The sequence below is a fragment of the Actinoplanes sp. NPDC051513 genome, assembly GCF_044454685.1.
Taxonomy (GTDB): Bacteria; Actinomycetota; Actinomycetes; order Mycobacteriales; family Micromonosporaceae; genus Actinoplanes.
The window spans coordinates 92,727-118,310 of the sequence record NZ_JBITDW010000014.1 but is presented as its reverse complement, the minus strand read 5'-3'; the positions used below and the strand labels follow the sequence as shown (position 1 = coordinate 118,310).

At 71.7% G+C, this 25,584-nt stretch carries 27 protein-coding genes and 1 tRNA gene; 17 read left to right on the top strand and 11 right to left on the bottom strand.

The window, feature by feature from the left end; translation table 11 throughout:
- Positions 1-26 precede the first annotated feature (26 nt).
- Entirely contained in the window at positions 27-353 is a 327-nt protein-coding gene (locus ACIA5D_RS34180; protein ID WP_396034526.1) for a hypothetical protein, read from the bottom strand.
- Between the two features lie 209 nt (positions 354-562).
- Between ACIA5D_RS34180 and ACIA5D_RS34175 the strand changes: the two genes are divergently transcribed.
- Positions 563-769: a hypothetical protein gene (locus ACIA5D_RS34175; protein WP_396034525.1), complete on the top strand. Its 207-nt coding sequence runs from the start codon at positions 563-565 to the stop codon at positions 767-769.
- A gap of 7 nt (positions 770-776) precedes the next feature.
- On the opposite strand, the gene ACIA5D_RS34170 is transcribed toward ACIA5D_RS34175, so the two are convergent.
- Positions 777-872, bottom strand: a tRNA-Sec gene (locus ACIA5D_RS34170).
- Positions 873-890: 18 nt separating this feature from the next.
- Here ACIA5D_RS34170 and selD point away from each other — a divergent pair.
- Positions 891-1,889 (top strand): selenide, water dikinase SelD, encoded by a 999-nt coding sequence (gene selD / locus ACIA5D_RS34165; protein WP_396034524.1) that lies wholly within the window; start codon positions 891-893, stop codon positions 1,887-1,889.
- Positions 1,890-1,955: 66 nt separating this feature from the next.
- On the top strand, positions 1,956-2,537 hold the full coding sequence (locus ACIA5D_RS34160) for a hypothetical protein (RefSeq protein ID WP_396034523.1): 582 nt from the start codon (positions 1,956-1,958) through the stop codon (positions 2,535-2,537).
- A gap of 50 nt (positions 2,538-2,587) precedes the next feature.
- Here ACIA5D_RS34160 and nrfD read toward each other — a convergent pair whose 3' ends face one another.
- Genes nrfD through ACIA5D_RS34140 form a run of 4 tightly spaced genes read right to left on the bottom strand, consistent with a single transcriptional unit; the run spans position 2,588 to position 8,513 of the window.
- Positions 2,588-3,514, bottom strand: coding sequence for an NrfD/PsrC family molybdoenzyme membrane anchor subunit (gene nrfD / locus ACIA5D_RS34155; protein ID WP_396034522.1), 927 nt, complete (start codon positions 3,512-3,514; stop codon positions 2,588-2,590).
- Positions 3,511-4,485 (bottom strand): 4Fe-4S dicluster domain-containing protein, encoded by a 975-nt coding sequence (locus ACIA5D_RS34150; protein WP_396034521.1) that lies wholly within the window; start codon positions 4,483-4,485, stop codon positions 3,511-3,513. The genes nrfD and ACIA5D_RS34150 overlap by 4 nt, the downstream gene beginning before the upstream one ends.
- Positions 4,478-7,708 (bottom strand): formate dehydrogenase, encoded by a 3,231-nt coding sequence (fdh, locus tag ACIA5D_RS34145; RefSeq protein ID WP_396034520.1) that lies wholly within the window; start codon positions 7,706-7,708, stop codon positions 4,478-4,480. Before fdh ends, ACIA5D_RS34150 begins: the two co-directional genes overlap by 8 nt.
- 10 nt (positions 7,709-7,718) lie before the next feature.
- Entirely contained in the window at positions 7,719-8,513 is a 795-nt protein-coding gene (locus ACIA5D_RS34140; RefSeq protein ID WP_396034519.1) for an SDR family NAD(P)-dependent oxidoreductase, read from the bottom strand.
- Positions 8,514-8,561: 48 nt separating this feature from the next.
- Here ACIA5D_RS34140 and ACIA5D_RS34135 point away from each other — a divergent pair, with 48 nt between their 5' ends.
- The 5 genes from ACIA5D_RS34135 (at position 8,562) to ACIA5D_RS34115 (ending at position 13,915) form a co-directional block, all read left to right on the top strand.
- Entirely contained in the window at positions 8,562-8,954 is a 393-nt protein-coding gene (locus ACIA5D_RS34135) for a winged helix-turn-helix transcriptional regulator (RefSeq protein ID WP_396034518.1), read from the top strand.
- 8 nt (positions 8,955-8,962) lie between these two features.
- Entirely contained in the window at positions 8,963-9,376 is a 414-nt protein-coding gene (locus ACIA5D_RS34130) for a hypothetical protein (protein WP_396034517.1), read from the top strand.
- Between the two features lie 171 nt (positions 9,377-9,547).
- Positions 9,548-10,846: an L-seryl-tRNA(Sec) selenium transferase gene (gene selA, locus ACIA5D_RS34125; RefSeq protein WP_396034516.1), complete on the top strand. Its 1,299-nt coding sequence runs from the start codon at positions 9,548-9,550 to the stop codon at positions 10,844-10,846.
- Positions 10,847-10,851: 5 nt separating this feature from the next.
- Complete coding sequence (gene selB / locus ACIA5D_RS34120; protein ID WP_396034515.1) at positions 10,852-12,609, top strand: selenocysteine-specific translation elongation factor; 1,758 nt, start codon at positions 10,852-10,854, stop codon at positions 12,607-12,609.
- A 136-nt stretch (positions 12,610-12,745) separates the two neighbouring features.
- Positions 12,746-13,915: an MFS transporter gene (locus ACIA5D_RS34115; RefSeq protein ID WP_396034514.1), complete on the top strand. Its 1,170-nt coding sequence runs from the start codon at positions 12,746-12,748 to the stop codon at positions 13,913-13,915.
- On the opposite strand, the gene ACIA5D_RS34110 is transcribed toward ACIA5D_RS34115, so the two are convergent.
- Positions 13,899-14,666: an SDR family oxidoreductase gene (locus tag ACIA5D_RS34110; RefSeq protein WP_396034513.1), complete on the bottom strand. Its 768-nt coding sequence runs from the start codon at positions 14,664-14,666 to the stop codon at positions 13,899-13,901. The genes ACIA5D_RS34115 and ACIA5D_RS34110 overlap by 17 nt on opposite strands.
- Positions 14,667-14,726: 60 nt before the next feature.
- Here ACIA5D_RS34110 and ACIA5D_RS34105 point away from each other — a divergent pair, with 60 nt between their 5' ends.
- Positions 14,727-15,626 carry a sigma-70 family RNA polymerase sigma factor gene (locus ACIA5D_RS34105; RefSeq protein ID WP_396034512.1) on the top strand — a complete coding sequence of 300 codons (900 nt, stop codon included), beginning with the start codon at positions 14,727-14,729 and terminating at the stop codon, positions 15,624-15,626.
- Here the strand turns inward: ACIA5D_RS34105 and ACIA5D_RS34100 are convergent.
- Positions 15,538-15,969, bottom strand: a complete 432-nt coding sequence (locus tag ACIA5D_RS34100) for a RidA family protein (RefSeq protein WP_396034511.1) — start codon at positions 15,967-15,969, stop codon at positions 15,538-15,540. The two genes, ACIA5D_RS34105 and ACIA5D_RS34100, sit on opposite strands and share 89 nt — an antisense overlap.
- Before the next feature lie 70 nt (positions 15,970-16,039).
- On the opposite strand from ACIA5D_RS34100, the gene ACIA5D_RS34095 reads away from it, so the two are divergent.
- The 6 genes from ACIA5D_RS34095 (at position 16,040) to ACIA5D_RS34070 (ending at position 19,525) form a co-directional block, all read left to right on the top strand.
- Complete coding sequence (locus tag ACIA5D_RS34095) at positions 16,040-16,966, top strand: LysR family transcriptional regulator (protein WP_396034510.1); 927 nt, start codon at positions 16,040-16,042, stop codon at positions 16,964-16,966.
- A 135-nt stretch (positions 16,967-17,101) separates the two neighbouring features.
- Complete coding sequence (locus ACIA5D_RS34090; RefSeq protein WP_396034509.1) at positions 17,102-17,434, top strand: ArsR/SmtB family transcription factor; 333 nt, start codon at positions 17,102-17,104, stop codon at positions 17,432-17,434.
- Positions 17,418-17,885, top strand: a complete 468-nt coding sequence (locus ACIA5D_RS34085) for an SRPBCC family protein (RefSeq protein ID WP_396034508.1) — start codon at positions 17,418-17,420, stop codon at positions 17,883-17,885. Before ACIA5D_RS34090 ends, ACIA5D_RS34085 begins: the two co-directional genes overlap by 17 nt.
- A complete protein-coding gene (locus ACIA5D_RS34080; protein WP_396034507.1) occupies positions 17,882-18,154 on the top strand; it encodes a YciI family protein in 273 nt (90 codons plus the stop codon). Before ACIA5D_RS34085 ends, ACIA5D_RS34080 begins: the two co-directional genes overlap by 4 nt.
- 79 nt (positions 18,155-18,233) lie before the next feature.
- The gene (locus ACIA5D_RS34075; protein WP_396034506.1) at positions 18,234-18,881 is read left to right on the top strand and encodes a dienelactone hydrolase family protein; all 648 of its coding nucleotides are present in this window, start codon (positions 18,234-18,236) and stop codon (positions 18,879-18,881) included.
- A complete protein-coding gene (locus ACIA5D_RS34070) occupies positions 18,857-19,525 on the top strand; it encodes a phosphoribosyltransferase (RefSeq protein ID WP_396034505.1) in 669 nt (222 codons plus the stop codon). Before ACIA5D_RS34075 ends, ACIA5D_RS34070 begins: the two co-directional genes overlap by 25 nt.
- Here ACIA5D_RS34070 and ACIA5D_RS34065 read toward each other — a convergent pair.
- Both ACIA5D_RS34065 and ACIA5D_RS34060 read right to left on the bottom strand, forming a co-directional pair.
- Complete coding sequence (locus tag ACIA5D_RS34065; RefSeq protein ID WP_396034504.1) at positions 19,516-20,742, bottom strand: polysaccharide deacetylase family protein; 1,227 nt, start codon at positions 20,740-20,742, stop codon at positions 19,516-19,518. The two genes, ACIA5D_RS34070 and ACIA5D_RS34065, sit on opposite strands and share 10 nt — an antisense overlap.
- Positions 20,743-21,121: 379 nt before the next feature.
- Complete coding sequence (locus tag ACIA5D_RS34060; RefSeq protein WP_396034503.1) at positions 21,122-22,474, bottom strand: ferric reductase-like transmembrane domain-containing protein; 1,353 nt, start codon at positions 22,472-22,474, stop codon at positions 21,122-21,124.
- 190 nt (positions 22,475-22,664) lie between these two features.
- Between ACIA5D_RS34060 and ACIA5D_RS34055 the strand changes: the two genes are divergently transcribed.
- Together ACIA5D_RS34055 and ACIA5D_RS34050 are read left to right on the top strand one after the other, a co-directional pair.
- The gene (locus tag ACIA5D_RS34055) at positions 22,665-24,272 is read left to right on the top strand and encodes a D-alanyl-D-alanine carboxypeptidase (RefSeq protein ID WP_396034502.1); all 1,608 of its coding nucleotides are present in this window, start codon (positions 22,665-22,667) and stop codon (positions 24,270-24,272) included.
- 153 nt (positions 24,273-24,425) lie between these two features.
- A complete protein-coding gene (locus ACIA5D_RS34050; protein WP_396034501.1) occupies positions 24,426-24,980 on the top strand; it encodes a hypothetical protein in 555 nt (184 codons plus the stop codon).
- Here ACIA5D_RS34050 and ACIA5D_RS34045 read toward each other — a convergent pair.
- Positions 24,977-25,531 carry an alpha/beta hydrolase gene (locus tag ACIA5D_RS34045; protein WP_396034500.1) on the bottom strand — a complete coding sequence of 185 codons (555 nt, stop codon included), beginning with the start codon at positions 25,529-25,531 and terminating at the stop codon, positions 24,977-24,979. The genes ACIA5D_RS34050 and ACIA5D_RS34045 overlap by 4 nt on opposite strands.
- Between the last annotated feature and the right edge of the window lie 53 nt (positions 25,532-25,584).

Sequence of the window (25,584 nt, the reverse complement as noted above, 5' to 3'; positions counted from 1 at the left end):
GTCTTTGCACGTATCCATTCAAGCGGTTAGCGTTCCCCGATCTTGTGGCCCACACAGGGGGAGGCCGGGATCATGTTCGACGAACCGTGGGTGGCCGGGCACGACGAGGTGGTCGAGGCGGCCCGTGCGGCGGTCGCCCGGCTGAGCACCGACGAGGTCGGCGACGCCTTCCTGGCCGGGCTGACCGCGAAACGGATGGACCTGCGCTCGGCCCTCGGGTCGTACGCCGTGGCCCGGCATCTGCCCGCGCACGGCTTCCGGCCGGGGGTGGACGCCCACCGCTGCGACGTCTGCGGGCTGATCGACGAGGCCCAGCCGATCGACCGCAACGCGATGAACTTCGAACGGTTCAAGTGGGGCGGAGTCCGCCGCGACGACCTCGGCTACGTGGCCTTCGACCTCGAGCAGTTCGCCCGCGCGCCGCGTCTCGAGCCCCAGGACGCCGACGGGGAGCTGGCCCAGAGACTGATCGACGCGCTGCGGGCGCTGCCGGCGAAGACCACGGCGGCCCAGGCCGCCTCGGCGCTGAAGGCGCCTGCCGGGGAACAAGGACGAGCGGAGTGTGGTGCTCGACATCCTGGGGGTCTGCGGCATCCTGCGGACCAGCTCCCGGCCGGGCTATGCGGACGCCTTCATTCCGTACGCGGCGCGGGAACTGCCGCCCGCCCACTACGTCGAGCTGTCCTATCCGGTCTGCTGGTGGCGCGCCTCGGACGGCGTCGCCGCGAGCGAGCTCCGGACGTTCCTGCCCCGCCTTCACTCGCCGTAAAAGCCGATGGCGGAGGCGGACGGGAATCGAACCCGCCCGGCCCGGATGCCGGACCGCACCGGTTTTGAAGACCGGGAGGGGCACCAGCCACCTGAACGCCTCCGGGGCACACACTAGACGAGTGACGATCAAACGGCTCACGGAGTACGCGCATGGCGGCGGATGTGCCTGCAAGATTCCGCCGGGGGAGCTCGAGGCGGTGGTCTCGGGGCTGGTCGGCGGCCCGTCCCGCGGGGTGGGGGAGCTGCTCGTCGGGCTCGACGACGGCGATGACGCGGCGGTCGTGCGGATCGCCGGCGGAACCGCCGTCGTGGCGACGGCGGATTTCTTCACGCCGGTGGTGGATGACGCGTACGACTGGGGGCGGATCGCCGCGGCGAACGCGCTGTCCGATGTCTACGCCATGGGCGGAACTCCCGTGGTGGCGGTCAACCTGCTCTGCTGGCCGCGGGAGCTGCTGCCGATGTCGCTTGCGGCGGAGGTGCTGCGGGGCGGGCTGGACGTCGCGCGGGAGGCCGGCTGCCACGTGGCGGGCGGGCACAGCGTGGACGATCCGGAGCCCAAGTACGGCATGGCGGTGACCGGCGTGGCCGACCCGGCGCGGCTGATGCGCAACGACGCCGGGAAGGCGGGCGTGCCGCTCACGCTGACCAAGCCCCTCGGCATCGGCGTCCTCAACAGCCGGCACAAGGCCACGGGCGAGACTTTCCCCGAGGCGGTGGCGGCGATGACGACGCTCAACCGGGACGCCTCGGCGGCGGCGCTCGAGGCGGGCGTGGTCTGCGCGACCGATGTCACGGGGTTCGGGCTGCTCGGGCACCTGCACAAGCTGGCCCGGGCCAGCGGGGTCACGGCCCGGATCGACGCGGCGGCCGTCCCGTATCTGCCGGGCGCCCGCCAGGCCCTGGCCGACGGTTTCGTGAGCGGGGGCACCCGGCGCAACCTCGACTGGGTGCGGCCGCACCTCGACCCTGGCGACGCCGCCGAGGGCGAGCTCCTGCTGCTCGCCGACGCCCAGACCTCGGGTGGGCTGCTGGTGGCCGGCGAGATCCCGGGGCACCCGGTGGTGGGGGAGCTGCTTGGGGCCCGCGCCGGGGGAGTGACCGTGGAGGTCCGTTAGAGGGCCGCCAAACTTTAGCCACCTTCACGGCGGCCCGGCCGCCGTTTCGATAGACGTGGAGCGAATATGAAGTCGGTAATGGTGGTTTGTGTCGCCCTCGCGCTCGCTGGGTGCAGCGGGCCGACGACGGCGAACAAGGCGGCGCCGAGTGGCGACAGCAGCGGCAGCGCCGCCGCCGGGGTGGGCGACGCGCCCGCGACGCCCGCCGCAACCGCCGCGAGCACGCCGTCCGCGGCCCCGTCGCCGGTCCTGCCCGATGGCCGCAGCCCCGTCTACCTCACCGGGCTGGACGCCACCAAGAACACCGTCACCTTCGACCTCATCGAGTTCCTGACCGGCGAGGCGGCCAAGGCCGAGTGGAAGAAGCAGCATCCCGACCAGCCCGACGGCCCCGACAACGACTACATGATCATCAACAACAACACCAAGCTGCGGACCCTGCCGGCCGCCGCCGGCGCCACGTGCGTGGTGCTGGCCACGCTCGGCGGCACCGATACCAAGACGATCACTTTCGCCGCGCTCCCGGCCTTCCTCGAGAAGCAGAACGAGGGAATCACAATCGACGCGCACCATCTCTCGGTGCTGCCGTTCTGGCTGACCGTCCGGCGCGGTTCCGTCGTCAAGCTCGAGGAGCAGTTTCTTCCGTAGCCGAGGGCGCGGCCGCCGGCGCCGGCGGCCGCCCCCCGTCTCCGAGATCGTCAGCCGCCGAGTCGTTCCCGCTGCGGAATCACCGTGTACCGCGGGTCGCGGGCCGACGCCATGCCGCCGTCGAAAATTCCGAACCGCGTCAGCGCCGAGGCGGTGAGCAGCGAAAGCCCGGACAGCGCCGACACCACCCGGCTGCGCCGGCCCAGGACCGCCCCCGCGACGCCGGCCGCGGTCAGGGCGCGCCCGGCGCGCAGAAACTTTCCAGCCCGGCCGGTCGTGTAGGGCTCGCTGAGCAGTCCCTTCGTCGTCTCGATCCGGCGCGCGCCGTACAGCTCGAGGGCCGCGCCCAGCACCGCCATGCGCCGGGCGGGCGGCGCGGGATCCGCGATCAACCCGACTCCCGCACCGCTCGCCAGCGCGCTTCCGGCGAAGACGAAGGGCAGTTCCGGGTACGCCACATGCCAGCTGGGCGTGGCGGTGTTCGACAGCAGGACGGCGGTGTAGGTCGCGACCACCGGAGCAACCGCCGCCGCGCCCAGCCCGGCCACCGCCCCCACCGGCGGAGCCACCCGCCGCAGGAAACGTGACGGGGCCAGCGGCGCCGCCTCGGACAGCGCCGCGGCCCCCGCCGCGACGCCGAAGGCGGACAGCGCCCAGGTGCCCATCGACATCGGCGAGGTCGGTTTCGCGACGCGCAGCATGTGGTGGAAACGTTCGGGCCGGCCGAGGTCCGCGACCAGGAAATAGCCACTCGCCGCGAGCGCGCCCAGCGCCGTGACCCGTCCGGCCCGCCGTAGCCGCGGCCGCCGCGTGACCTGCCCGCCCGCGGCGAGCAGCGCCGACCCGGCCGCCAGCCCACCGGTGAAGAGATACGCCGCGACGTCGTGGGTCCACGGCGCCGGCCGCACGATCGGCCGTCCGTAGTAGGACTTGAACTCGGCGCGAGGAACCATCGGCCGATCGCCGCGCGGGCTCATCCACGCCTCCCGTTTCCGCCTCGGCCGTTTCCGCCTCGGCCGTTTCCGCCTCGGCCGTTTCCGCCTCGGCCGTTTCCGCCTCGGCCGTTTCCGCCTCGGCCCAGAAATGCCACGACCACCGCGCCGGCCATGGTCAGCGCCGCTAGTCCGGCCCGCTTCCACATGTCGGGCAGAGCCTTCGTCGTCACCACCGGGTCGGGCGGCAGCCCGTACACCTCGGGCTCGTCCAGCAGCAGGAAGAACGCGCCGTCCCCGCCCACGCCATCGTCGTCGGAATGGCCGTAGAGCTTCGCCGACGACACGCCCTCGGCCTGAAGCTTTTCCACGCGCTCCTCCGCCCGCGTGCGCAGCTCGGAAAGCTCGCCGTACTGGATGGACTGCGTCGGGCACGCCTGCGCGCAGGCCGGGGTCAGCCCGTCGCCGATCCGGTCGTAGCAGAGCGTGCACTTCCAGGCGCGCCCGTCGCCCTCGCGACGGTCGATGACGCCGTACGGGCACGCCGGCACGCAATAACCGCACCCGTTGCAGATGTCCGACTGCACCACGACAGTTCCGAACTCGGTGCGGAAAAGCGCCCCCGTCGGGCAGACGTCGAGGCACGCCGCGTGCGTGCAGTGCTTGCACACGTTGGACATCATCAGCCAGCGGAAATCTTCGCGCTCGGCCTCCGGGTCGGCGCCGGGCAGCTCCTTGCCGGGCATGCCGAGGAAGACCGGCGCCGGAGACGCGGGCTGCTCGATGAAGGTGACATGCCGCCACGTGTTGGCCGACAGCCCGCCGGTGTTGTCGTAGGACTGGCCGAGCAGATCGAACCCGTCGTCCGGGATGGCGTTCCACTCCTTGCAGGCGACCTCGCATGCCTTGCACCCGATGCACACGGACGTGTCGGTGAAGAAACCCATCCGTGGCGGCGCGTCCTCGTAGCCGGCGTCGGGCGCCGGGTCGAGCGGTCCGTACAGGCTGTTACCCATCGGCGTCCCTGCTGGTGACGATCGGCGTGTGGTGCCCCGGGACCAGCCCGGCGCGGCGACGGTACTCCTCGACGTACGCGAGCAGGGCTTTCCCGGTCGGACGCCGGCCCGGCTGGATGTCGCAGGTGCCGACCTTGCTCTCCTGGATCAGCACGTTGGGGTCGAGCGTGATGCCGACGAGGTCGTTGGCCGAGTCGCCGGTGACCAGGCCTTCCGAGCCCCAGTGGTAGGGCAGCCAGAGCTGGTGGATGACGCGGCCCTCGACGCGCAGCGGCGTGAGGCGCGACGTGACCAGAACTTTCGCCTCGATGGCGGCGCGCGCGGTGACGATGTGCGCCCATTCGAGGTGGGTGAGGCCGCGTTCCGCGGCCAGCTCCGGCGAAACTTCGACGAACATTTCCGGCTGGAGCTCCGACAGGTACGCGAGCTGCCTGCTCATCCCGCCCGCGGTGTGGTGCTCGGTGAGGCGGCTGGTGCTGAAGACGTACGGGAAGACGTCGCTGTGCTGTTCCGGCGGGCTCGGATTGGTCGGGTTGTCCTCGCGTTCGTAGACCTTGCGGGTCGGATTGGCCTGTTGGCCGTAGAGCGAGTTGCGCACCAGCGATTCGGCCGGCTCGTAGTGGGTCGGCATCGGCCCGTCGATCAGCCCGGACGGCGCGTAGAGCCAGCCCTTCCCGTCGCCCTGCATGATGAACGCGTCGTCCCCGGCGATCGCGGCGACACCTGTCGCGTCCGGCTCGGGGCGATACGACGGCGGTTTCGTCTTCTCGAAATCGGGAACGTCCTCGCCGGTCCATTCACCCTTGTCGGTGTCCCACCACACGTACCGCTTTCGCTCGGACCACGGATTGCCGTCCGGGTCGGCGGACGCGCGGTTGTACAGCGTGCGGCGGTTGGCCGGCCACGCCCAGCCCCACTCGGGCGCGACCCAGTTCTGCTCGCGGCCGGGCTTGCGCCGGTTGGCCTGGTTGACCCCGTCCTGGAAGACCCCGCTGTAGATCCAGCAACCGCTCGAGGTGGACCCGTCCGGCTTCATCTCGGTGAACCCGGAGAGCAGGCGGCCGGTGGTCAGGTCGTACCCGTTGATCTCCTTGAGCACGGCCTCGCAGCTCGGCTCGTCGTCGCCGTAGTCCCAGGTCAGGCCGCGGATGCCCTGGTCGCGCGGCAGCACCGAGTCGGCCAGCCGTTCCCGGATGCGCCGGCCCAGCTGGTAGAAGAACCAGAGCTCGCTGCGCGCGTCGCCCGGCGGATCGACCGCTTTCTCGCGCCATTGCAGCATCCGCTGGGTCTGCGTGAACGTGCCTTCCTTCTCGGCGTGCGAGGCGGCCGGCATGAAGAAAATTTCCGTGCGGCACGTCTCGGGGGTGATCTCGCCCGTCTTCGTCTCCGGGCCGTTCTTCCAGAAAGTCGCGCTTTCGATCATGAAAAGGTCGCGGACCACGAGCCAGTCCAGGTTGGCCATGCCGAGGCGCTGGGCGCGGCCGTGCGCCGACCCGACCGCCGGGTTCTGGCCGAGCAGGAAGTAGCCCTTGATCTTTCCGTCGATCATGGAAAGTGCCTGCTGATAGGTGCCGTGGTCGCCGGTCAGGCGGGGGAGCCAGTCGAAGCCCCAGTCGTTGTCCTCGGTCGCGGCGCTGCCGAAATACGCCTTGAGCAGGCTGACCGCGTACGACTCCGCGTTTGCCCAGAAGCCCTTCTGGCCCGGGTGGCGGATCGCGTCGATCCACTGCTGGAAAGTTTCGTGCTTCTCGTGGTTCGGCATCGGCAGGTAGCCGGGCAGCAGGTTGAACAGCGTCGGGATGTCCGTCGACCCCTGGATGCTGGCGTGGCCGCGCAGCGCGAGCACCCCGCCGCCGGGCCGCCCCATGTTGCCCAGCAGCAGCTGGATGATCGCGCCGGTGCGGATGTACTGCACGCCCACGCTGTGCTGCGTCCAGCCCACCGAGTACACCAGCGCGGTCGTGCGCTCCCGGCCCGAGTTTTCCGTCCAGGCTTCGCAGACTTCCAAGAAAAGACTTTCGGGTACGCCGCAGAGCCGCTCGACAACCGCGGGCGTGTAGCGGGCGTAGTGCCGCTTGAGGATCTGGTACACGCAGCGCGGATGCTGCAACGTCGGGTCTCGGGGCGAGTCGGGCGGCACCGGCGGCCCGTGCGACTCGTGCCGCATCGGCTCGGCCGTGTCCGGGTGCGGCTCGGCGTGCTGGTCCATCCCCTCGTACGCCCAGCTGTCCTGGCTGTACGTGTTGGTCTCGGGATCGAAGCCGGAGAACAGGCCGTCCAGCTCCTCGGTGTCCTTGAAGTCCTCACCCACGATCATGGACGCGTTGGTGTACGCCAGCACGTACTCGCGGAAGTCCTTCTCGTTGCCGAGGATGTAGTTGATCACCCCGCCCAGGAACGCGATGTCGGCCCCGGCGCGCACCGGCACGTACGTGTGCGCCAGCGCGCTCGTCCGGCTGAACCGCGGGTCGACATGGAAAACTTTCGCGCCACGGTTCTTGGCCTCGACCACCCACTGGAACCCGACCGGATGCGCCTCGGCCATGTTCGAGCCCTGGATGATGATGCAGTCGGCGTTGGCCAGATCCTGCAGGAAACTGGTGGCCCCGCCACGGCCGAAGGAGGTCCCCAGACCGGGGACGGTGGAGGAGTGTCAAATACGCGCCTGGTTCTCGATCTGGATCGCGCCCAGCGCCGTGAAGAGTTTCTTGATGAGGTAGTTCTCTTCGTTGTCGAGCGTCGCCCCGCCCAGGCTCGAGATGCCGAGCGTCCGGTTCAGCGGCCGCCCTTTCTCGTCCTCGTCCTCCCAGGTCGCGTCGCGGGCGGCGAGCACCCGGTCGGCGATCATGTCCATCGCCGTGTCGAGGTCGAGCCGCTCCCACTGCGTCCCGTACGGCCGGCGGTAGAGCACGTGCTGCTGGCGGCGGTCGCTGGTGACCAGGCTCAGGCTGGCCGAGCCCTTCGGGCAGAGCCGGCCGCGGGAGACCGGGCTGTCCGGGTCGCCTTCGATCTGGACGATTTTCTCGTCTTTCACGAAAATGCGCTGGCCACAGCCGACCGCGCAGTACGGGCAGACGGACCGCGCGACCCGGTCGGCGTTCTTGGTGTGTGGTGTCAGCGATCTGGACCGCTCGGACTGGGCGGCCGCGCCACGGCCCAACGGGTCGGTCCCGGTCAGCTGCCGGTAGACCGGCCAGCCCTCGATCCAGGTCCGGACGCCCACGAGATCGACCCTAATGCCTCCCGGAGGCGTCCGCACGGGCCAGGAGTTGTTCGGTCGCCTCGGCGAGCCGTCGCGCATCCGCCGCACGCAGAGTGGGCAGGTCGAGCGAAAGTTTCCGGCCCCGATCGACCGCGGTGAGCGGCTCGGGCGGCGGGTGGTCGATCCAGTCGTGGATCGGGCGGATGGCCTCCTCGACGGGCCGGGCCTTGAGTTTCGCCGCGATCCGGATGGCCGTTCGCAGCGCTGCCGGCAAGGGGGTGAGGTCGCCGCTGCGGGTGAAGCCGGGGTGGTAGAGGACGTAGTGCGGGCGCTGGATCAGGCCGAGCAGGTCGTTGCAGCGGCCGGCCTGGAGCTGGGCCCGGAGCATGCTGTAGCCGCGGGTCAGCTGAAGGTCGTCCCAAGCGATGCGGCCCTTGGTGACGCCGACACCCGCGACGTTGACGATGACCGGGGTGCCGGAACGATCGAGGTTGGGGCGCAGGTCGCGTCCGAGCAGATAGCGGGAGAGGTAGTAGAGGGCGAAAGTCTTCTCGAGTCCCTGCCTGGTCTCCTCCCGCCGGGGCGCCTGCCGGTTGGCGAACAGAAGAAGCGCGTCAATTTTCGGCCACCTTTCCGCGATCTCGGCGGTCGCCTTGCGCGTGTCGTCGAGGTCGCTCAGGTCGACCCGGACGAAATTCGGGGTTTTCGCGCCTTTGTCGGGATTGCTGCCCAAGGTGATGACCTCGTCGCCCCGGGCCGCCCTCGCCAGCGCGATGGCCCGGCCCATGCCGTCGGTTCCGCCGCTCACCACGATCGTCTTCGTCACGCCTACCATCGTCGGAGACGGTCCGGCCTGCGGAAAGAAGGCAGTTTGATGTCCGCAACGAACACCGATGTGCCCTCGATGCTCGCCCACGTCCTGCCGACGCCGGTGCCGGCCGCCGAGCACGACAGTTGCCCGGTGACCGAGATCCTGCGCCGGGTGGGGGACAAGTGGACCGTGCTGGTGCTGTCGCTGCTCGGGCAGCGGCCCTACCGCTACAACGAGCTGCACCGGGCGATCGAGGGCATCAGCCAGCGCATGCTCACCCGCACGCTGCGCTCCCTGGAGAACGACGGCCTGGTTTCGCGCACGGTTTTCCCGAGCGTTCCGCCGAGCGTCGAGTACCGCCTCACCCCGCTCGGCGAGAGCCTGCTCGTGCCGCTGTCCGCCCTCGCCGACTGGGCCGTCGGCTGGGCGAGCCGACCGGCCGAGTTTCGCGCATAATCCCCCGCGTGAGTTCGATCATCGAATTTTTCGTCGCCCCCGACCCCGACGCCGCGGCCGACGTCATCGACGGCGGCCCGTCCGACGAGTACGAGACGGCCTCTTACGGCAACTTCGACGTCCTGTCCACCATCGAGGAGTGGGAGCAGATCCTCACCGGCGGCTACACCGGCGGCGCCGAGGTGGTCGCCGGCGGCGACGACGAACCCCTGGTCCTGCTGATACCGCCGGCCGTGACCGCCGCCCTCGCCGCCGCGTCGGGTGGCGAGCTCGCCGACGTCACCGACCAGTGGCTCGACCTGCGGGCCGAGGCGGGCGAGGAGATCGACGAGGAGCTCGCGGCCGAGCTGCTCGCCGAGGTCGCGGCCCTGGCCACCGAGGCGGTCCGGGCCGGCGCGTCCCTCTACTGCTGGGTTTCCTGACCGTGGCCCGCTGCCGTCGGCCGGCAGGTCACGGATGCCTGGTCCCTCGAGCGCTCCGCAGACCTGGCCGCGCACGCCCGGGAGGAGGCGATGCGTTTCGTCCGGCATACCGCCGGGTGAGGAACGGCCCGGGCCCGCGCGCCGGTGAATGATCGCGGATAGATTCGAGCGATGACGGATCCGCGGCGGCACGTGCCGCGTACCGATGTGGTCCTGGCCGACCCTCGCCTGGCCGACGCCGCAACGAAAATCGGCCGGGCCGCCGTCAAGGCCGCCGTCGTCGCCGCCCAGCAGCGTGCCCGCGCCGGGGACCTTCCGCCCGAGCAGGTGGCCGACGCGGCCGTGCAAGCGCTCCCCGCCACCGCCGGCGGCCTCCGGCCCGTCCTGAACGCCACCGGCGTCGTGCTGCACACCAACCTCGGCCGCGCCGCACTTTCCGAAGCGGCGCGAAACGCGGTCGTCGCCGCGGCCGGCCATACCGACGTCGAGCTGGACCTGCAGACCGGCCGCCGGGCCCGCCGGGGACGCACGGCCCTGGCCGCCCTGGCCGACGCGGTCCCGGACGCCGCCGATGTGCACGTGGTCAACAACGGCGCCGCCGCCCTGGTGCTTGCCGCCACGGCCCTGGCGAACGGGAAGGAAATTGTCGTCAGCCGTGGCGAAATGGTGGAGATCGGCGACGGCTTCCGCCTCCCCGACCTCCTGGCATCGACCGGCGCCCGCCTGAAGGAAGTCGGCACCACGAACCGCACCTCCATCGCTGACTACGAAAAGGCAATAAATCCGGACACGGGGTTCATCCTGAAAGTTCACCCGTCCAATTTCGTCATCAGCGGGTTCACGAGCGCGGCAAGTATCGAAGAGCTCGCCACCCTGGGCCCGCCGGTCGTCGTGGACATCGGCTCCGGCCTGCTCAAACCCGACCAACTCCTGCCCGACGAGCCCGACGCCGCCACCAGCCTGCGCAAGGGCGCCGCCCTGGTCACCGCCAGCGGCGACAAACTCCTCGGCGGCCCTCAGGCGGGCCTGCTCCTCGGCGACGCCACCCTCATCGAGCGCCTCCGCCGGCACCCCCTGGCCCGCGCCCTGCGGGTCGACAAACTCACGCTCGCCGCCCTGCAGGCCACCCTCACCGGTCCCGTAACACCCACCTGGCAGGCCCTGCGCATGGACGAGCACACCCTCGAGGCCCGCACCCGGCAGGCGGCCGACCGGCTGGCCGAGCAGGGTGTCCCGGTCACCCTCGTCGCATCGAAGGCCGTCGTGGGTGGCGGCGGCGCGCCGAACCTCCAGCTACGCAGCTGGTCCCTCGCCCTCCCGCACACGTACGCCGAAAGCTTGCGCACGACCACACCACCGGTGGTCGGCCGCGTCGAGCACGGGCGGCTCCTGCTGGACCTGCGCTGCATCCCACCCGAGGCCGACGCCGAGGTGGTGGCCGCCGTCCTGCGCGCAGCCGGAAACCGGTAGCGGAAATGCACGTCCTGGCCACCGCCGGCCACGTCGACCACGGCAAGTCCACCCTGGTCCGAGCCCTGACCGGGATGGAACCCGACCGCTGGGCCGAGGAACGCCGCCGTGGCATGACCATCGACCTGGGCTTCGCCTGGACCACGACGCCGAAAGGCGCGACGGTCGCTTTCGTGGACGTCCCCGGCCACGAACGTTTCGTCCCCAACATGCTCGCCGGCGTCGGCCCGGTTCCCGCCGCCCTCATCGTCGTCGCCGCCGACGAGGGCTGGATGCCCCAGTCCGCCGAGCATCTGGCTGCCCTGAACGCCCTCGACGTCCGCCACGGCCTGCTGGTCATCACCCGTTCCGACCTCGCCGCCCCGGAGGACGCAACCGCGCAGGCCCGCGCCCAGCTGGCCGGAACCACCCTGTCCGGCGCCGAGGCCGTGCCGGTCAGCGCCCCGACCGGCGAGGGCATGGACCACCTGAAGGCTGCCATCGACCGCCTCGTCGACAAGCTCCCCACGCCCGGCAGCGAAGCCCCCGTCCGCCTCTGGATAGACCGGGCCTTCACCATCAAGGGCGCCGGCACGGTCGTGACCGGCACGCTGGGCGCCGGCGCCGTCCGAGTGGGCGACGAGCTCCAGCTGGGCAGCGAAACCGTACGCGTACGCGGCCTGCAAACGCTCGGCGAAGCCAGGACCGAGGTAGCCGCCGTGTCCCGGATCGCCATCAACCTCCGCGGCACGGACAAGGACCGCGCCGCCCGGGGCAACGCCCTGCTGACCCCCGGCCGTTTCCGCCTCACCGACCTCATCGACGTGCGCATCCACGGCGACGCCACCAAGGAGCTCCCCGCCACCCTGACCCTCCACATCGGATCATCGGCCGTCCCCGCGAGAGTCCGTCCCCTGGGTCACGACACCGCCCGGCTGCGCCTGTCCCACCCTCTTCCGCTCCGCCTGGGCGACCGTGCCCTCCTGCGCGACCCGGGCCGCCGCCATATCGCCGGCGGCGTCACCGTCCTGGACGTCGCCCCGCCCGGCCTGTCCCGCCGGGGCGCCGCCGCGGCCCGCGCCGCCGACCTGGCCGACGAGACCGGCCTCCCGAGCCTGACCGCCGAGCTGCGCCGCCGCCTGATCGTCAAGCGCGACGACCTCACCACCATGGGCGTGCCGATCGACCGCGCTCCCGTGGCCGGGCAGTGGTTCGCCGACCCCGGCCACTGGGCGGCCCTGGCCGAGCGCCTCCCGCAGGAGGTGGCCCGCCACAAAGCCGAGCACCCCCTCGAACCCGGCATCCCGCTCGAGGCCCTGCGCCACCGGATGGAACTCCCCGACCGCGCCCTGGTGGAGGCCCTCGTCAAACCCCCGCTGGCGATCCGGTCGGGCCGCGTCACCACGGCGGCCCCGCAAGGCATCCCGCCCGAGCTCACCCAGGCCATCGACCGGGCATTCGCCGGAAAGGGCCCCTTCACCGCCCCCGAGGCCTACGACCTGGCCGACCACGGGCTGGGCGCCCGCCAACTGGCCGCGGCCGTCCGCGCCGGCCTGCTGGTCCAGCTGGCCCCCGCCGTCGTCCTGCGGGCCGGCGCCCCCGAGCGCGCCGTGAAAGAGCTCCGGAAAATATCGCAGCCCTTCACGCTCAGCGAGGCGCGAAAGGCACTCGACACGACACGCCGCGTCGCCGTACCCCTGCTGGAGTTTCTGGACAAGCGGGGGCTCACGACGAGGCAGGAAGACGACCGTCGCATCATCTCGCCCAACGCAGACCTTCAGTAGAAGGGCGCGGGCGCGGTCTTCCACACGACGACGCCCGGCGGGAAGCGACGTCGACCCTGCCTACCGTCGCCGCCTGGTCGGCAACATCGAGACGGAACGCCGGGCGTCAGCCAGCAGTGACCGTAGTCTGGCCGTCATGGTCGTGACCCCGCGGCGGCAGATGGCGCCCCTGTACGCCGCGGGCTTCACCACCGCCTTCGGCGCGCACGCGATCGCCGCGAACCTCGGCGGCTTCTCCGGCGACGCGGTCACCTCGCTGCTGGTGCTCGGCGGCCTGCTCGCCCTCTACGACGGCGCCGAGGTCCTGCTCAAGCCGGTCTTCGGCAGCCTCGCCGACCGCGTCGGCGCCCGCCCGCTGCTGCTCGGCGGTCTCGTCGCCTTCGCCCTCGCGTCGGCGGTCTACGTGCTCGCCGACAGCCCCGGCTGGCTGTGGGCCGCCCGCCTCGGCCAGGGCGCCGCCGCTTCCGCGTTCTCCCCGGCCGCGTCCGCCCTGGTGGCCCGCCTCAACCCGGCCGCGAAACATGGACGGGCCTTCGGCTCGTACGGCTTCTACAAGTCGATCGGCTACACCCTCGGCCCGCTGCTGGGCGGCCTACTGGTCTGGGCGAGCGGCCTGCGGCTGCTCTTCGCGGTCCTCACCCTGCTCGCCGCCGCGGTAGCGGTCTGGGCGCTGCTGGCTGTACCGGTGGTCCCACCACTGCCCAGGAAGAGGCAGACCGTCCTCGACCTCGCCCGCCGCCTGACCGCCCCCGCCTTCCTCGGCCCGACCGCCGCGCTGGCCGCCGCCACCGCGGCCCTGTCCGTCGGCGTGGGCTTCCTGCCCGTCACCGGCCGCGAAGCCGGCCTCGGCGCCGTCGCCACCGGCGCCGCCGTGTCCGTGCTGGCGCTCTGCGCGGCCCTCACCCAGCCCGGAGCCGGCCGTGCTTTCGACGCGGGGCGGCTCACCACCCGCACCGGCTTGACCGCGGGCCTGCTGCTGGCCGCCACCGGCCTGGCCGCGGCCACCTTGCCGGGCCTGGCTGGGGTCCTGACCGCCGCCGCGCTGATCGGCGCCGGCACCGGCCTGATCACCCCGCTGGGTTTCGCCGCGCTGGCCGCGAGGACCCCGGCCGAGCGCCTCGGCCAGACCATGGGCGCCGCCGAGCTGGGCCGCGAGCTGGGCGACGCCGGCGGCCCGCTCCTGGTCGCCGCGATCGCCTCGCTCACCACCCTGAGCGTCGGCTTCGCGGTCCTGGCGGTCCTGGTCGCCGCCGGCGCCTTGCTCGCGTTCACCCGACGCCCGGCCCCGATCACCGGCTCGTTCTGACCTTCAGGTAGTCCTCCCAGGTCACTGCGCCGAGGTCGGCGTCGGGTCCGGGCAGAACACCGCCATCGCGTACGGCTTGGTAGGCGCCCCCGACCGCACGCACGGGCAGCACCACGCGGCGGTGGCCGGTGGCGTGCAGCCAGATCCGGAACAGCTCGGCCATCGGGTAGACCCGCGGCCCGGCCAGATCGGGACGCATGCCCGCCGGGCCGCCGAGGGCCAGCTCGACGAGGTGACGTGCGACCTCGGCGGTCTCCACCGGCTGGAAGCGCACGCCCGCGAGGGCCGGCAGCACGGGGAGTTTCGCGGCGGCCTCCGCAACTTTCCAGGTGAGGTCGTGGAACTGCGTCGCGCGCAGCGTCGTCCAGGGCAGGCCGGACTCCGCGATGACGACCTCGGCCGCCCTCTTTCGCTGGAAGTAGCCGAACATGCCCCGGTCGATCGCGCTGGTCACCGGGATCCGCTCGCAGCCCACCACCGACACGTAGACGATGTGCGGCTTGCGGGCGCGCCCGGCCGCGCGTACGAGATGGGCGGCTTTCTGTTCGTCGTTCTTCGGGCTGCCGGCCAGGTGCAGCACCGTGTCGACGCCGTCGAGGGCCTCGTCGAGGCCGAGACCCGTCTCCAGATCGCCGGTCAGGTGGCCCGGAATGGTCTGGCGGGTCAGGATGCGCACCTCGGCGCCGGCCTCCCGCAGCAGCGGGATCACATGCCGGCCGAGGGTGCCGGTTCCGCCGGTCACCAGAAACATGGCGTCTCCTTCACGTCGTGGGTTTCCCGCATGACACCCGGCGGCGCGAGAATGTGACCGATGCAGGGTCTGACCGAGGACTTCGAGGTGGAGCGGCCGCGGCTGCGCGCGGTGGCGTACCGGATGCTCGGCTCGTTCAGCGAGGCCGACGACGCGGTGCAGGAGGCATGGCTGCGGGCCAGCGGCGCGGGCGGGGACGACGTGGCGAACGTGCCGGGCTGGCTCACCACGATCGTCGGGCGGGTCTGCCTCAACGTGCTGCGCGGCCGCCGTAACCATCCCGAGGTGCGGATGCTCGACCCGGTGGTGAGCCTGCCGTCGGGGCCGGACCCGGAGCAGCAGGCGCTGCTGTCCGACGCGGTCGGCATGGCGCTGATGGTCGTGCTGGACACGCTCGGCCCGGACGAACGGCTCGCGTTCGTGTTGCACGACCTTTTCGCGGTGCCGTTCGAGGATGTCGCCGTGCTGCTCGACCGCAACGCCGCCGCGGCCCGGCAGCTGGCGAGCCGGGCGCGGCGGCGGGTCCGCGAGCAGGCGCCGGCCCCCGATCCCGACCTCGGCCGGCAGCGCGAGATCGTCGACGCGTTCTTCGCCGCGGCGCGGGAGGGCGATTTCGACCGGCTCGTCGAGGTGCTGCATCCGGACGCGGTGCTGCGGGCCGACGGCGGTCCGGGGCGGCCGCAGTTCACGGCGGTGCTGCGCGGCGCCCGCGACATCGCCGGGCAGGCGACCGGGTTCGGCCGGTTCACGCCCTACGCCCGCCCGGCGCTGGTCAACGGCGCGGCCGGGCTGGTCATGGTGGCCGGTGGGCGCACCCTGACCGTGATGGCGCTGACCGTGCGCGAGGGGCGGATCGTCGCGATCGACGTCCTCAACGACCCCCAGCGGCTGCGGACGCTGCCGGCGCCGCCGCTGTCACCTCCACCTCCAGCACCGCCCCCGGCAGGAACAGGCCGCTGACCTGCACCGTCGTGCTGGCGGGCGGCGGGGTGCCGGGGAAGCGGCGGCGGCGGACCGCGCCGTAGGCGGGCAGGTCGCCGAGGTCGGTCATGAACGTGCGGATATGCAGCACGTCGGCGAGCGTGGCGCCGTGCGCGGCGAGCAGGCCGCCGATGATCTCGAAGATCCGCTCGGCCTGCTTGCCGGCGTCGCCGGGCGCGACAACTTTCCCGTCGTTGTCGACTCCCACCTGGCCGGCCAGCATCAACAGGGCGCCGCCCGGCAGGTCGAGCCGGGCGACGTGCGCGAAGCGGTCCCCGAAAGGCGCGGCGACAGTTTCCGGGTTGTCCAGGGTGAGTTTCATGCGGCAACGCTAGGTTTTCGCGAGCGATGCGACCAGCGAATGTCTCGCATGGCTGGCATGCTTCGACGGCATGGATACGCAGCTCCTGGAAGTTTTCCGGACGGTCGCGCACCTCGGCTCGATCACGGCGGCCGCGCGCCGCCTCCGGTTCACCCAGTCGGCGGTCTCCCGGCAGATCGGCGCTCTGGAGGCGGAGCTGGGCAGCCGGGTCTTCGACCGGCTGCCGCGCGGGGTCGCGCTGACCGAGGAGGGCCGCGCCCTTCTCCCGTACGTGTCGCAGGTGCTCGACGGGCTCGAAAGCGCGCGCCGGGCGGTCGGCGACGTGCGGTCGCTGGGCAGCGGACGGCTGCGGGTCGGCGCATTCCCCACGGCGGTTGCGGCCCTGGTGCCGACCGCGTTGGCGACGTTCCGCCAGGCGTACCCGGAAGTGGGTCTGACCCTCGTCGAAGGCCTGACCCCCGGTCTGCTGGAACGGCTCGCCGCCGGCGAGGCGGACGTCGCCGTGGTGAGCTCGTCGCCCGCCGGGCCGCTCGATCGCGCCCGCTTCGAGCTGCGCCACCTGCTCGACGAGCGGATGCTGGTCGCGGTTGCCCGCAGCCACCCGCTCGCCCGGCGGCGCACGGTCCGGCTCGAGGAGCTGGCCGGGGACGCGTTCATCGCGGGATCGGCCAGCGCGGAGGAGACGCTGCTGCGGGCCTCGTTGCCGTCCGGCTTTCGTCCGCGGATCGAAATCACGGCGGCCGAGTGGACCGGCAAGCTGGGGTGCGTGGCCGCCGGCCTGGGCGTGGCACTGGTACCCGCCCTGGCCGCCGGCCGGGTCCCGGCGGGCGTCGCGGTGCTGCGCCTGCACCCGGACGACGAGTCGGTCCGGCACATCTACGCGGCCACGCTGCCCGGCCGTTCCCCGTCCCCCGCCGTCACCCGATTTCTGGAGCACCTGACGACGGCGGCGCTCCCCTTCAGCCGCGGTGGGGGCAGTTCGTCTCGTACTCGCTGATGCTGCCGCCGGACGGGCCCGGGCAGAGTTGGTCAGCGGAAGCCGGGTCGATTTCGCGGTGGCGGAACGGCCGTTGCGGGCGTTGCTCGTGAGTGCTTGACGGGTAGCTCGGTAAGTCGTAGCTTACGGTAAGCCATGACGAACGCAACCGCGATGCTGACCGCGCTGGGCGACCCGACCCGGCAGGCGATCTTCGAGCGGCTGACCGACGGACCACTCGCGGTCGGCCAGCTCGCCGACGTCCTGCCGGTCAGCCGTCCGGCCGTCTCCCAGCACCTCAAGGTCCTCAAGGACGTCGGCCTCGTCACCGACCGGCAGGACGGCACCCGCCGCCTCTACTCGGTCGACCCGGACGGGCTGGCGGCGCTGCGAGCGCACCTCGACGGGTTCTGGGAGCGGTCGTTAGCGGCCTTTCAGCAGCACGCCAACCAGGACCGGGAGAAACAAGACCATGATCGGGACAACTGAGGCGATACGCCGGGAGGTCGTTGTCGACGTGCCACCCGCCCGCGCCTTCGAGCTGTTCACCGGCGAGATGACCTCGTGGTGGCCGGCGAGGCACCACATCGGCTCGGCGCCGATCGCCGAGATCGTCATCGAGCCCCGCACCGGCGGCCGCTGGTTCACCCGCCACGAGGACGGCACTCAGACGTACACCGGCTTCGTGACCGCCTGGGAGCCGCCGTCCCGCCTGGTGGTGACCTGGCAGATCGCTGCCGACTGGCAGTACCACGACGATTTCGTCACCACCGTCGAGGTCACCTTCCAGCCGGAGGGCGACAACCGCACCCGCGTACGGCTGGAACACCGTGACCTCGACGCCTTCGGCGCCGGCGCCGCCGCGATGCGGGAAACTTTCGAAGGCCCCGACGCCTGGAACGGCACTCTCCAGGCGTTCGCCGCGGTGGCCAACGCATGAAATACGCCGTCGTTCTCTACCAGTCCGCCGACGATTTCGCCGCCAAGGCCCCGGCGCTCTTCCCGGCGCACAAGGCGCGGCTCGACGAGTTCCACGCCGCGGGCGACCTCCTGATGGTCGGCACATTCGGCGACATCGCGAAAGAGGGCTCGATGGCCGTTTTCGCCTCGCGTGCGGCCGCCGAGAAGTTCGTCGAGGGCGACCCGTTCCGGCTCAACGGCGTCGTCCGCGGCCACGAGATCCGCGACTGGAACGACATCTACTCCTGATTCGCCAAGTCAGACGTATGGGATCTCCCTACAGGGGTACGGGGTAGCCCGAGGCCGCGCGTCCGGAGGGAGACCCGTCATGACCACGGCGACCACCACCCGCTTCCCCACCGCGGGAACCGAGCTCGAGGGCGACCTCGTCCTGCCGGCCGGCGCAAACGGCATCGTCGTCTTCGCGCACGGCACCGGCAGTTCCCGGCACAGCCCGCGCAACCGCCTGGTCGCCGCCGAGCTCAACCGCCGGTCCCTCGGCACCCTGCTCGTCGACCTGCTCACCCACGCCGAGGAGGTCGGGGACGCCCGCACCCGGGACCTGCGCTTCGACATCGGCCTGCTCGCCGACCGCCTGAGCGGCCTGGTGGGCTGGCTCGGCGACAACCCGGAGACCAGCAGCCTGCCGGTCGGCCTTTTCGGCGCCAGCACCGGCGCCGCCGCGGCCCTGGTCGCCGCCGCCGCCCACCCCGAGCGCGTCGCCGCGGTCGTTTCCCGCGGTGGCCGTCCCGACCTGGCCGGCCCGGCGCTGATCCAGGTCGACGCGCCTACGCTGCTGATCGTGGGGGAGCGGGACGTTCCGGTGGTCGAGCTCAACGAGCAGGCCCGCAACGCGATGACCGTCAGCGCCGAGCTGCGGATCGTCCCCGGCGCCACGCACCTGTTCGAGGAGCCCGGCGCCCTGGAGATCGTGGCCGAGGAGGCCGGGACATGGTTCGCGACACATCTCCGCTGATCTTCGCCGACCGCGACGAGGCCGGCCGCATGCTCGCCGTCGAGGTGGCTCGTCACCTCGAGCACGACCATTCCCGCACCCTCGTGCTCGCCTTGCCGCGCGGAGGAGTGCCGGTGGCCGTCCAGGTGGCGGCCCGCATCGGCGGCGACTTCGACATCGTCCTGGCCCGCAAGATCGGCGCACCCGGCCGCCCCGAGTTCGGCGTGGGCGCGATCGCCGAGGACGGCCCTCCCGTCTTCGACGAGGGCACCCTTGATCACCTGGGCATCACCGCCGACGATCTGGCCGGCACGGTCGACGGGGAACGCGCGGAGCTGGCTCGCCGTGTCCACCGCTACCGCGAGGGCCGCCCCGCCCCGCAGGTCACCGGTCGCACGGTCGTCCTGGTCGACGACGGCCTCGCCACCGGCGTGACCGCGCGGGCCGCGCTGCGCTGGCTGCACGACCAGTCCCCGCGCCGCACCATCCTGGCCGTTCCGGTCTGCGCCCCGCTGGCGGCGGAAAGTCTCGCGGCCGAGGCCGGCACCGTCATCTGCCTGAGCGCCCCGCCGTCGTTCCGGGCCGTAGGCCAGTGGTACCAGGACTTCAGCCAGCTCACCGACGAAGACGTCGCGCGGGCGATGAGCGGTTTCGCTCACACCTGATTCTGTACGCCGGGCGTCCGCCCCGAATGCGGCGGCGTCCCGTCGTCCAGCGGCACGTAGTCCTCCAGCAGCGCCGGGGTGAGCCCCGCGTTGTGGATCGCGTGCAACGCGGCCAGGAAATCCTTCACGAACGCCGGGCGGAAATGCATGAGGATGATGTCGCCGCGCTGGACGCCCTTGCCCTCCTGGTAGCGCACCTTTCCCTTGTCGACGGTCTCCTTCCACATGAAGGCCGCCTTGATCCCGCATTCCTTGGCGATCCGCAGCGTGGTCGAGTCCTTGTCGCCGAACGGCGGCCGGAACAGCACCGGCCTGCGCCCGTACCACTGCTCGAGCTGGTCGGTCCCTTCGCAGATCTGCCGCCGCTGGAAGCCGTACGACTTCCCGGCCAGCTCCGGATGCGAGATCGTGTGCGCCTCGATCACCGCCCCGTAGTTGCGGAGGCGGTCGAAGAAAGCCACGTTGTCGTGAATGGCTTCCGTGGTGAGAAACAGGGTCACCGGAATCCCGGCCGCCGCGAAAAGTTTCAGAGCCTCGGGGTTCTTGAGATACCCGTCGTCGATGGTGAGGAAGGCGACCGGCTGCGTCACCGGCACCCGGGACAGGTACGGAACCTCGTCCCCTTCCGGCAGCACGATCGGTTCCGGCGCGGGCCGGGGCGGAAAGGCAGGGATGTCGCTGAGCTGCCACCCGACGGGCGCGCCCAGGCTCAGGTCGAGGGCAGGCCCACCCGGCGTCCCGCCGTAGCCCGGCGCTCCGAGCGTCCCGCCGTCACCCTGCCGTCCGGGCGTCCCACCGTCACCCCGTCCTCCCGGAGCGCCGTCGTAGCCGGGCGCTCCCGGTGTGCCGCCGGAGCTCGGCGTTCCTGGTGTGCCGCCGTTGCCCGGCGCGCCCGAGGCTGACCCGGCGGATGGCGCGCCCGAGGCTGACCCGGCGGATGGCGCGCCCGAGGCTGACCCGGCGGATGGCGCGCCCGAGGCTGACCCGGCGGATGGCGTGGCCGAGGCGGAGTCGCCCGGCGTGGCCGGCGCGGTGAGATCGAGAATTGGCGCACCCATCGGTCCGCCGACGGCGTCGACCGACGCGGAAGGCCGGGCCGACGGTGCGGCGGCGGTACGCAGAGCCTGCCCGGCGCTCCAGCCGCCCACGGCCGGAAGCGCCACCAGCCCCGCGCACACGGCCGCGAGCACGACCCGTCGCCGATTCAGCGTGATCACCCGGCGCACCCTACCGGCTCAAGGCAAACCCCCAGCCCACGGCGCTCACCGTCCCCAATCACCCCGAACTCCCATGTCCCCTATCACTAGATATCCGTATCTATCCGGCATAATTCCCGGCGACGACGGCCACGGCTTCGCAGGGTGAAGACTTGCGCACGCTCCGAACCGCAGATCATCAAGATCTGCGGCCAGCGGGGCGCGACAGGCGCGACAGGCGCGACAGGCGCGCTTGGGCCAGGAGCGGACGAGCGCGCGGCCGAGCGGCGACGCGCGGTGGGCCGGGAGCGGGCAGGCGGTGGGTCCGCGACCGCGCAGCGCCCGCCCGCCGCAGGTCGACCTCACGCACCGCACCGACGGCGACGCGCACCCAGGGCTGTCAACTGGCCAGGCGGAAAGTTTCCGCGTGCTGCTGCCGGGCCGGCACCTTCAAGGCCCGCAACGACCGCAGCACCGCATCCGTCATCGCGGCCGGACCGCACACGAACACGTCCCGCTCGACGATGTCCGGGACCAGGGCGATCAGGCCCTCGGGGCTGAACGGCTGGTTCGGCGGGGTTCCGGCCCCCGTGCGGCCCTTGAGCAGGTGCAGCTTTGCCCCCCGTACGGAAGAAAGGTTTTGCATCTCGCCCAGCAGGACCGCCTCGGTCTGGCCGTGCACGCGGTACAGCACCACGATGTCGCCGGGCAGGCGGTCGTCCTCGAGGAGGGCGCGGATCGGCGTCACGCCGATGCCGCCGGCGATCAGCAGCGTCTTGTCGGTGACGCGCTGACCGGACGTGAACGCGCCGTACGGTCCCTCCGCGAAGACGCGGGTGCCGATCGGCAGTGCGCGCAGGCCCGCGCTGGTGCCGCCGATGCCTTTCGCGGTCAGGCGCAGCGAACGGCCGTCGGGGGCCGCGGACAGGGAGAACGGGTTGACCTGCCACCACGGGTTGTGGCCGAGAAACCGCCACAGAAAGAACTGCCCGGCCCGCGCCTCGAGACGGCCCAGATTGTGGCCGGTCATGTACACCGACACCACGTCGTCGGCCTCGGGGACGACCGCGGCGACCTTGAGCTGATGGCGCCCGTTTCGCACCAGCGGGGTCAGGAACCGGCCGGTGAACAGGGCGCCGATTGCGAAAGCCCACAGCCCCCACCAGTACACCTGGGTGAAAATGTTGGTCTTGAAGGCGGACCCCTCGTAGACCTGGTGGATGATTCCGAGCGTCACGATCAGGTAGACCAGCAGGTGCAGCGTGTGCCACGTCTCGTACGAAACCCGGCGGCGCACCGCGCGCAGCGAGACGGCGGCGACCACGACCAGCAGGCAGGCGGCGATCATCCCGAGGAGCACGGGCATCTGGCCGGCCAGGTTCGGTATCTCGGCGAGGAACGAAATCTTGTCGAGCGACGAGTAGCCGAGCAGCACGAAAGTCGGGTGCAGCAGCACCAGCCAGAACAGCGTGAAACCGGTCCAGCGGTGCCAGGTCGTGAGCTTGTCCATGCCGATGCGGCGGTCGAGGAACGGCAGCCGGGCGATCAGCAGCAGTTGCAGGGCCATGACGAAAGCGAGGTGCAGGCCGAGAAAACGGCCGATCGAGGTGAGCGTGTTGTGCGCCGGCGGGCCGGCCGTGGCGAACATCAACTCGACGATCGCCAGGTTGGCGATCAGGAAGATCCAGAGGGCTATGTGCGCGCTGCGAGCGGTCGTCGCGGCGCGGGTCTGGGGCTGTGTCACGGCGGTCATCCGATATCTCCCCGCTGCTGGCGTTGCCGGCGTGTACCACAGGTAGCGGAACCGGGTTCAGTGCGCAACCAGGGAGGTGACACGAGTTGGCGTCGGCCGGGAATACTGGTCGGACGTCCGGGGATTCCGGGCGGGCGGAGGAGGGCTCACGGGGATGCCGGGCGAGGATGTTGTGCCTGACAATTCGGAAATGCCGGAAAAGGGCCCGGCGGTCGGCTCGGCGCGGGTCACCCCGGCGGGCGCGCCGCCGGCTCCGAGAGGCGGCACCGTGTACGGCGGCCAGCCCGCCCCCGCGACATCGACGCCCGCCCCCAAGGCCGCAGGCAAGGCATCCGTCCCGGCCCAGGCGACGCCCCCGGCCGCGGGCAAGGCCACCCCGACTTCCCCGGCCGCGGGCAAGGCCTCCCCGATGTCCCCGGCCGCGGGCAAGGCCACCCCGACGTCCCCGGCCGCGGGCAAGGCCTCCGTCCCGATGCCGGCGCAGCCGATGCAGGCAGTTCCGGCCATGCCCCAGCCGGCCCCGCCCCGCCCCACCCCCCAGCCCATCCCCGCGCAAGCTTTCGACCAGCCCCCGCCGGCCAGGCCGAAATCCCGCAAACGCCTTCTGCTCGCCGTACTCCTGCCCGCGGTCCTCCTCATCGCCCTGGCCGGCTCCGGCGTAGCGGTCCAGCTCAACCGCGCCCTCCCGGCCGCCAACCTCACCACCACGGTCGCCACCACCCTCAAGATCCCCGGCAAGCTCCCGGCCCTCCCGTGGCCCAAGTCCGGCTCGGCCGAGCTGATGATCGAGGGCCTGGGCCGGTTGGGCGGCTCGGGCGACGACGACCCCGAGGCGATCGGCAGCGTCGCCAAGGTCATGACCGCCTACCTGATCCTCAAGAGCCACCCGCTGACCGGCGACGAGGAAGGCCCCACCATCACCGTCACCCAGGCGGATGTGGCCGACTACCAGTCCCGCATCCCGTCGGGACAGTCCCTGGTCCCGGTCCAGGCCGGCGAGAAGATCACCGAGCGCGAGGCGCTGGAGGCCCTCATGCTCCCCTCGGCCAACAACGTCGCCCACATGCTCGGCGTCTGGGACGCCGGCAGCCAGGACGCGTTCCTCACGAAGATGAACGACGCCGCCGCCGAGCTGGGCATGAAGAACACCCGCTACACCGACCCGAGCGGCTTCCTGCCCACCACCACCAGCACCGCGGCCGACCAGGTCATCCTCGGCCGCGCCGCCCTGAAAGACCCCGTGTTCGCCGAGATCGTCGCCCTGGAGAGCGCCGAGATCCCGGTGGCGGGCGCCATCAAGAACTACAACGACCTCCTGGGCGAGCAGGGCGTCTTCGGCATCAAGACCGGCTCCACCGGCGAGGCCGGCGGCAACCTGCTCTTCGCCGCTCACCTCGAGGTCGGCGGCAAGACCCTCACCCTGGTCGGCGCCGTCTTCAACCAGCCCGGCGCCCACACCCCCGAGCAGCTCGCCCAGGTCAACAGGGTGGTCCGCAAGCTCCTCACCGCGGTCAAGACCACCGTCAAGCAGTACACCCTGCTGGAGGACAAGCCCGCCGGCGCCGTCACGACCGCCTGGGGCTCCACCGCCACGATCAGTCCCACCGCGCCGCTCAAGGTGATCGGCTGGCCCGGCCTTCCCGTCAAGGTCGCCACCACCAGGGCAGACCCCGGCGCCGAGGTCACGTCCGGCCAGGTGGTGGGCAATGTCCAAGCCGCGGGTGTACGGGTGGAGCTGTCCACAGACGCGGCAACGACACCACCGAGCTTCTGGTGGAAACTGACCCGCCGCCCGTAGCAGGCGCCGGACCGCCGTACGCCCGGAATGTCCGACGCGGACCATGCCCGCGGCGCCGCGGCCGTCGCCGCCGAGATCGCCCGTCTCGAGCAGATCCTGGAAACAAACGAATAACCGCTGGCCAGAGCCCTGCGAGGCGTGCACCATCGGATGATGCTCATCACCTTCGCCCGGGCTTTGAGCGGATCCACCCTGGCGACCATCCGGCGCGGCGACGGGGTGGTGCTCGAACTGCCCGGCTACGACCGCAAGTACCGGGTGCCCCACGACCTCGCCCACGCCGTGACCGAACGCGAGCTCGGCATGACCGGCGGCGTGTTCGGCTCGATCGCCGGCGGCGGCGTCTTCGACAACATGCGCGTGGTCGCCGGCCACCCGCGCCACGACGCCGCCGAGCGCAGCAAGCGCCTGCTCGCGGCCAACAAGCAGTCCCTGGGCATCGCCGAGGTCCTCGCCGGTGTCGTGCACGACGCCGTCGAGCACGACGAGAAGTCCACTCTCGAGCGCGCCCACCGCAGCTGGGGCATCTTCAACACCGAGCCGTTCCCCTGGACCGACCAGCAGATCGCCGCCACCGTCGACGTCCTCGCCGAGCTCGCCGTCGAGTACCAGGCGATCGGCAAGGTCGTCTTCACCTGGCCCGACCGCCTGACCAGCCAGGTCCCGGCCCTGACCGGCGCCAAGCGCGGCCGCCGCGGCCGAATCTAGGACCTGGGCGGGCCGGCGGTCGCGATGCCGTGCGGCGCGCCCGGGTACACCTTCAGCGTGCCGTCCTTCACCAGCTTGATCGCCTTCTGGGCGGCGTCCGCGATCGGCACGATCTGGTCGTCGTCGCCGTGCGCGATCAGCACCGGCACGTCGAGCGCCTTGAGGTCCTCGGTGAAGTCGGTCTCCGAGAACGCCTTGATGCAGTCGTACGCGGCCTTGAGCCCGACCTGCATGCCGAGCCGCCAGAACTGGTCCCGCTGCGCCTGCGAGATGGTCGAGCCGGGCCGGTTGGTGCCGAAGAACGCGGCCGACAGGTCCAGGTAGAACGCCGACCGGTCGGCGAGGACGCCGGCGCGGATGTCGTCGAAGACGGCGATCGGCAGCCCTTCCGGGTTGGCGGTGGACTGCACCATGACCGGCGGCACCGCGCCCGCCGTGGCGATCTTGGCGACGCGGCCGGCGCCGTGCCGGGCCGCGAAGCGGACGACCTCGCCGCCGCCGGTGGAGTGCCCGACCGGTACGAGCCTCCACCGGACAGGGGGCGCCTGCATTGGTAGTTTGACTGCCGACACCCATCGGAGCACGGATTCCGGTATCCCTGACG